The following is a 6,104-nucleotide window of genomic DNA, read 5'->3' as shown; positions in this document are numbered from 1 at the left end:
GGTTATCCCGCCGCGCCGCTCGGTCTCGCCGCTCGAACGCTCCGACGGGACTAGCCCGCACCAGCTCGCGAAGGCCGGGGCCGTCCGGAACCTCGTGAAGGAGCCCGCCTCGGCTGCGAGCCTGAAGGCCGTCAGGGTGTCGATTCCCTTGATGCAGGAGAGCGCCTCGACGGCCGGGCGCCACCGGTCGGTCCGGGCGAGGGCGAGCACCTTCTTCTCGAGCTGCCGGCGGTCCGACTCCGCGCACCTCGCGGCCGTGACGTAGTACTCGAGCACGTCGCGCTGGGGCCCCTCGAGCCTGATCCCGGATATCCATCTCCAGTGGGCGCGCGTCCAGGATCCCTTCCTCGTCCCGTCGGCGTTGCGCTCGTCCCAGACGTGGCCCAGCCTGATCAGGAACATGTTGAGTCGCTGCCTGGCGCGGCGGTACTCCGCCGTGGCGTCGTCGAGGGCGCGGTCGAGGTCCCGGGCGGCCTCGACGGCCGCATCGGGCAGCGGGACCTCCACGATGTTGTGGGTGGCGAGCATGCGGGCGATGAACTCGGCGTCGCGCCGGTCGTTCTTGCGGCGCGCGTCCGCCGCCGGCCTCTGCATCTTGGAGACGGCGGCCACGGCGCAGTCGAGGCCGAGCGCGCGCAGCTCGCGCGCCATGTGGAAGCCGGTGGGGCCGCTCTCGTAGCAGGCCCTGGGCTCCTCGAACCCGAGGGCCCACTCCGCGATCTCGGCGGCGTCCGTCCCGAAGTCACGGTGCACCACCTCGCCGGTGAAGGGGTTGAACGCCGCGGCGGCGACCGATCGCGCGTGGACGTCCAGGCCGATGGAGGTAACATGGGGCATGGGAAGCCTCCTCCCCGCAGGTGCGGTAAGGGCTACCGCACGGGCCGATACTCAAAGCCCATTGTGGCATCCCGAGCCCGCGGAAAGAAGCTGCGCCGCGGGGGAGGCGACCCAAATGGCTTTCTCATATCGTCTTGTTTTAATCACCATGATTATTTTGCTTAAAGCAACAACGTTCCCGCTCGATGTAACCACCGAATCAAAACGTGTACATCAGCCACCAAAATCGACATTTTTCGACATGTTTGGAGGCTGATGTACACGAATGCGAAATCCCCGCCGCCTAAAAGCGCCCTCCACATGTCTGGACTCTCTATGCTTACGCTGGATAGACATCGCCGGAACGGGTATAGTATCGAAAGTTTTGTCGTTAACCAGCGGGGGAGTCCTGTGGGCATCAAAAAGAAGATCAAAAAGGAGCTTATCGGCACTTCCGATTACCCGTCGAATAAGATCTTTACGATCTCCAATTTCATCACCTTTACGCGCCTGATCCTCACCCTGGTATTCCTGTACCTGTTTGTGACGGATAACAACCGTGTCATCGCCATCGCAATCTACGCCGTTGCCGCCTCCACCGACTGGATGGACGGCCAGATCGCCCGCATGACTAAGACGGTCTCGTGGCTCGGCAAGGTCATGGATCCCATTTGCGACCGTGCGCTGCTGTTCACCGGCGTACTTGGACTGGTGGTTCGCGGAGAGCTGCCCATCTGGGTCTGCGTGCTCATTATTGGCCGCGACATCTATCTGGGCATCGGCACGCTTATCGTTCGTCATTATCACCGTCGCCCCATCGATGTCGTCTTTCCCGGAAAGATTGCCACTGCGCTGCTCATGACCGGCTTCTCGCTCATGCTGCTCGGGTTCCCCGTTGTTGACGGCCTGCATCTTTTACCTTCAACCCTTACGGCCTTCCCGGGCCTCAACGGAAGCTCGGTGCCCCTCGGCATCTTCTTTGTGTACGGCGGCGTGATCTTCTCCATGCTCACGGCTGTCATCTATTCCATTAAGGGCGTAGCGGCCATTAAACAGGCTCTCGCGCATCCCGAGGACGAGGACATCGACTTTCTGAACCCCGAAATCGAAGACTAATTCGTTGGGGTATGATTACGTACGGTTCATTATTTGCGGCACGTCCGCGATAAGTTAGGGGTTGTCATGGACAACATGGTTAACAATATGCCTGAGAATGATAAGACTGCTGATGCTACCTGCGTATTCCGCGTGCCTTCAAGCGATGTCACCGTTCCCGACCTCATGGCTAACGTGCGCATCACCGCCCCCGTTCTGTCCATCGTCAAGGGTCCGCAGACGGGTGCCGCTTTTGAGCTCGAGGACGACGTGACCACCATCGGCCGCGATCCCGCGAACGGCATCTTCCTCAACGACATGACCGTTTCGCGCAGCCACGCGCGCATTATTCGCGAGGGCCTCGGCGCTCGCATCGAGGACCTGGGCTCGCTCAATGGCACCTGGGTCGACGGCGCCATCGTCAATGCAGCCCCGCTGCACGACGGTTCTTCCGTCCAGATCGGTACGTTTACGCTCATCTACCACGAGAGCACGCCGGAGCGCATCGAAACCGGTGAGTAGGGCATGGCCGAACGCAACTATCTGAGTATCGGCCAAGTCGTCAACCTACTTCGAGGCGCATACCCCGATCTTTCGAACTCAAAAATTAGATTTCTAGAGGATGAGGGGCTCATTACCCCTCATCGTACGCCAAAGGGATACCGTCAGTACTCCAAGGAAGACGTTGATCGCCTGGAGGTCATTCTGCACTTGCAGAAGACTCGCTACATGCCGCTCAACGTGATCAAGCAGCGCTTGGAAAACGCCACGGACCTGTCCACGCTCGCCTACGAGGTTGGCCTGTTGTCCGACGTTCCACTCAAGACGGAGCCCAAGGAGACTAAGCAAAAGCTGCATCCCATCGAGACCATTCCCGATATGCTGGGCGTCGAGATTTCGTTTATCCGCTCGCTCGCCGAGAACGACCTCATTCGCATCATCAAGAGTCCGCAAAATCGTGAGCTCGTCGATGGTCGCGATTTTCCGATCATCCGCTACTGCTCCGAGCTGTCACGCTTCCATATCGAGCCGCGCAACCTGCGTCAGTACGTGTCTTCCGCCAACCGCGAGTCCTCGATGTTTGAGCAGGTGCTCGTGAGCATGCTCGGAATGGATACCTCCGATGACGAGCGCGACGCCAAGCTCGAGCGTGCGTTTAAGAAGCTTCACGACCTGACGGAAGGTGTGCACACTGCGCTGCTCAAGAACCGCGTTTTTGAGTCGCTCAACGCCGTGGTCGAGGACGCCGACATCGATGCACTCGATGAGGAAATCACTCGCTCCGAGTCCACCAAGGCCAAAAACGAAGAGGCAGACGCGCCGGCTTCGCACGAGGATTCTCTCGTAAAGCCGCTCAAGGTCGTCGCCCCTTCGCACTCCGGCACCGCCACCGCGGCCAAATAACCTCTGCCGCTTATCCGGCAACCCATTGAAAGGTCATGCAATGTACGACTTCGAATCTCAAATCGTCGACATCCCCGACTATCCCGAGCCCGGAGTCATCTTTAAAGACATCACGCCGCTCTTTGGCAATCCCGAGGCGCTCAAAGCCATGACCGATGCCCTCGCCGAGCACTTTACCGGCATGGGAATCACCAAGGTCGTGGGTCCCGAGGCTCGCGGCTTTATGGTTGGCGTACCGGTGGCTGTAGCCCTTGGCGCTGGCTTTGTTCCCGCACGTAAACCGGGCAAGCTGCCGCGCGAGACCGTAAGCCAGAGCTACGAGCTCGAGTACGGCACCGATTCAATTGAGATCCATGCCGACGCCATCAGCTCTAAAGATACCGTGTTGATTCTGGACGACTTGGTCGCGACGGGCGGAACCGTCGAGGCAACAGGTAAACTGGTGCGAGATATGGGCGCAAAGCTTGTCGGTTACGGTTGTATCCTTGAGCTTGCGTTTCTCAACCCGCGCGAGAAGCTCACGCCGTCTGATGACGATGTGGAGCTCTTTAGCCTGGTGACGGTGGACTAGCCGTTACCCTTAGTTACTGGAAAGGAAGCTACATGCGCACAGCAAACACGCACAAAAATATGGCACGCTGCGCTGCTACGGCAACCCTCGCTTGTGTTTTGGGCTTGGGCCTCGCGGCTCCTGCCTACGCCGATACCGCATCCGACCTTGCCGCTGCTCGTACGAAGCTCGAGCAGATCGGTACCCAAACCCAGCAGATTTACGATGAGCTCGCCACGCAGACGCAGGCGCTCGATCAGACTGCTGGTGAGATCACGCAAAAGCAGCAAGAGATCGCCGATGGTCAGGCCAAGCTCTCGACCTATGTCGCCGGCGAGTACAAAACCGGCGGTCTGAGCCTGCTTCAGGTTCTGACGGGTGTCGATGACCTGAGCGATATGCTCAACCGTCTGTTCTACTACGGCAAAGTTTCCGATAAGCAAGCTCAGACCATTCAAGAGGTCAAGGAGCTTAAGCAGCAGCTCACCGATAAGCAGGCCGAGCAGGAAAAGAACGTCGCCGCCACGCAAAAGAAGGTCGACGAGCTTAACGCCCAGCAGGCTGAAGCCCAGAACGTCGTAAACTCCCTGGATTCACAGCTGCAGGCCGAGCTTGCCGCCGAGGCCGAGGCCAACGCCGCGCTGCAGGCTGGCATCAACGCCAGCACCGCCGAGAAGGCCACGGTGAGCAACGAGACTGCCGGTACGACCGAGAACACCAACAATGGTGGCCAGACCAGCAATAACAACAACCAGGGCGGCAACACTCCAGCTCCTACGCCGGCACCTGCTCCGACGCCGCAGCCTTCCACGCCCGCTCCGGCTCCGACGCCTTCTGCTCCGAGCCAGTCTGTTGATGGTGGTTCTGTTGTCTCGCGTGCATACAGTAAGCTTGGTTGCGCTTATTCCTGGGGCGGAATTGGCCCGAACAGCTTCGACTGCTCTGGTTTTGTTAGCTATTGTCTCACTGGTCGCTATTGCCGCCTGGGCACCACGGGCACCTTTATGGGCTGGACGCGTGTGTCCGATCCGCAGCCCGGTGACGTTGTTGTCAACTCGTACCACACCGGCATTTACATCGGTGGTGGTCAGATGATTCATGCTTCCGACTACAACACGGGTGTTATCATCAGCTCCGTTGCCGCCGGCATGAACAACAACTATATCTTCGTGCGCTACTAAGTCATCTTACACAGCGTGTGAATGTGGACCTCGTGGCTTTAAGTCGCGAGGTCCATTCTTTTGTCTCTATTCTTGTGCGGCTATCTAGTATTCAAAACTAGATAGCCGCACATTCAATTTGCAAGATGGCTATAATTGAATGAGAACAATTAGAAAGGACCCTCTATGAGCTGGGCACTTATCTCCGATTCAAGCTGTAACCTCCGCGATTGGCAACCGACCGCGCCCCATACCACCTTTGCATTTGCGCCCCTCAAAATTCGAGTGGGGGAGCGTGAATTCGTCGATGACCTTTCGCTCGATGTTCATGAGCTTAACTGCGCTGTTATGGCGGAGACGAACGCTTCTTCGAGCGCTTGTCCCAGCGTAGGGGAGTGGGCCGAGCTCTTCAAATTGGCAGACAAGACCATCTGCATGCCGATCTCTGAGGGCGTGTCGGGCAGCTACAACGCGGCAGCCACGGCTCGCGATATGGTTCTTGCCGAGGAGCCCGACCGACAGATTCATCTAGTCAATTCACGCGCAGCTGGCGGCAAAATGGACCTCATTTTCTTGCTGTTCGACCGCTATCTTGCAAGCAATCCGGATGTCTCATTCGAGGACGCTTGCGCATACTTCGATAGTCTTGAACAGAACAGCAAAATCCTCTTCAGCTTGTGCAATTACGAAAATCTCGCCAAAGCCGGACGTATCCCTAAGGCAGCCGGCGTCATTGCCAACAAGCTCAATATACGCATTTTGGGCACGGCGAGTGAGGCCGGTAAAATCGAACTCGTCGGGCACACACGTGGCGAAAAGAAGATTCTTAACAAGATCATCGACACTATGGAAGCCGAGGGCTTTACGGGCGGTGAGGTCATCATCGATCACGTTGAGAACGAAGCTGGAGCCCAGGCGCTTACTGACCGCATAGTCGAGCATTGGCCCGGCTCCAAGACCATCATCATGCCCTGCAACGGCCTGGATTCCTATTACGCCGAGATGCACGGCCTCATCATCGGCTACGGCATGGGCGTAGCATCGGGCCAATAAGGTCAAACCAAGCAAAAAACGGGCGG

The 6,104-nt window shown here is 58.3% G+C and carries 7 protein-coding genes; 6 read left to right on the top strand and 1 reads right to left on the bottom strand.

The features are described from left to right. A partial coding sequence (locus tag ARB25_RS00640) for an IS110 family RNA-guided transposase (protein WP_055285176.1) occupies window positions 1-837 on the bottom strand: 837 nt, incomplete at its 3' end. A 390-nt stretch (window positions 838-1,227) separates the two neighbouring features. Here ARB25_RS00640 and ARB25_RS00635 point away from each other — a divergent pair. The 6 genes from ARB25_RS00635 (at window position 1,228) to ARB25_RS00610 (ending at window position 6,078) form a co-directional block, all read left to right on the top strand. Then, window positions 1,228-1,932: a CDP-alcohol phosphatidyltransferase family protein gene (locus ARB25_RS00635; RefSeq protein ID WP_055285175.1), complete on the top strand. Its 705-nt coding sequence runs from the start codon at window positions 1,228-1,230 to the stop codon at window positions 1,930-1,932. Between the two features lie 66 nt (window positions 1,933-1,998). Further along, entirely contained in the window at window positions 1,999-2,433 is a 435-nt protein-coding gene (locus tag ARB25_RS00630; RefSeq protein ID WP_082421796.1) for an FHA domain-containing protein, read from the top strand. Between the two features lie 3 nt (window positions 2,434-2,436). Further along, window positions 2,437-3,315 carry a transcriptional regulator FtsR gene (ftsR, locus tag ARB25_RS00625; protein ID WP_055285174.1) on the top strand — a complete coding sequence of 293 codons (879 nt, stop codon included), beginning with the start codon at window positions 2,437-2,439 and terminating at the stop codon, window positions 3,313-3,315. 40 nt (window positions 3,316-3,355) lie between these two features. Next, the gene (locus ARB25_RS00620; protein WP_055285173.1) at window positions 3,356-3,886 is read left to right on the top strand and encodes an adenine phosphoribosyltransferase; all 531 of its coding nucleotides are present in this window, start codon (window positions 3,356-3,358) and stop codon (window positions 3,884-3,886) included. 32 nt (window positions 3,887-3,918) lie between these two features. Continuing rightward, complete coding sequence (locus ARB25_RS00615; RefSeq protein WP_055285172.1) at window positions 3,919-5,046, top strand: coiled-coil domain-containing protein; 1,128 nt, start codon at window positions 3,919-3,921, stop codon at window positions 5,044-5,046. A gap of 165 nt (window positions 5,047-5,211) precedes the next feature. Beyond that, the gene (locus ARB25_RS00610; protein WP_055285171.1) at window positions 5,212-6,078 is read left to right on the top strand and encodes a DegV family protein; all 867 of its coding nucleotides are present in this window, start codon (window positions 5,212-5,214) and stop codon (window positions 6,076-6,078) included. Window positions 6,079-6,104: the final 26 nt, after the last annotated feature.

It is taken from the genome of Collinsella aerofaciens (assembly GCF_001405375.1).
In the GTDB taxonomy this organism is placed as follows: Bacteria; Actinomycetota; Coriobacteriia; order Coriobacteriales; family Coriobacteriaceae; genus Collinsella; species Collinsella aerofaciens_F.
Note: the sequence above shows the minus strand (reverse complement) of the source record. Positions and strands in the feature narration are given on the sequence as shown.

What these genes read in the sequence shown, in the direction of transcription:
- ARB25_RS00610 (WP_055285171.1), top strand. Translation starts at nt 5,212, where the DNA reads ATGAGCTGGGCACTTATCTCCGATTCAAGCTGTAACCTCCGCGATTGG.
- ARB25_RS00615 (WP_055285172.1), top strand. Translation starts at nt 3,919, where the DNA reads ATGCGCACAGCAAACACGCACAAAAATATGGCACGCTGCGCTGCTACG.
- ARB25_RS00630 (WP_082421796.1), top strand. Translation starts at nt 1,999, where the DNA reads ATGGACAACATGGTTAACAATATGCCTGAGAATGATAAGACTGCTGAT.
- ARB25_RS00620 (WP_055285173.1), top strand. Translation starts at nt 3,356, where the DNA reads ATGTACGACTTCGAATCTCAAATCGTCGACATCCCCGACTATCCCGAG.
- ftsR (WP_055285174.1), top strand. Translation starts at nt 2,437, where the DNA reads ATGGCCGAACGCAACTATCTGAGTATCGGCCAAGTCGTCAACCTACTT.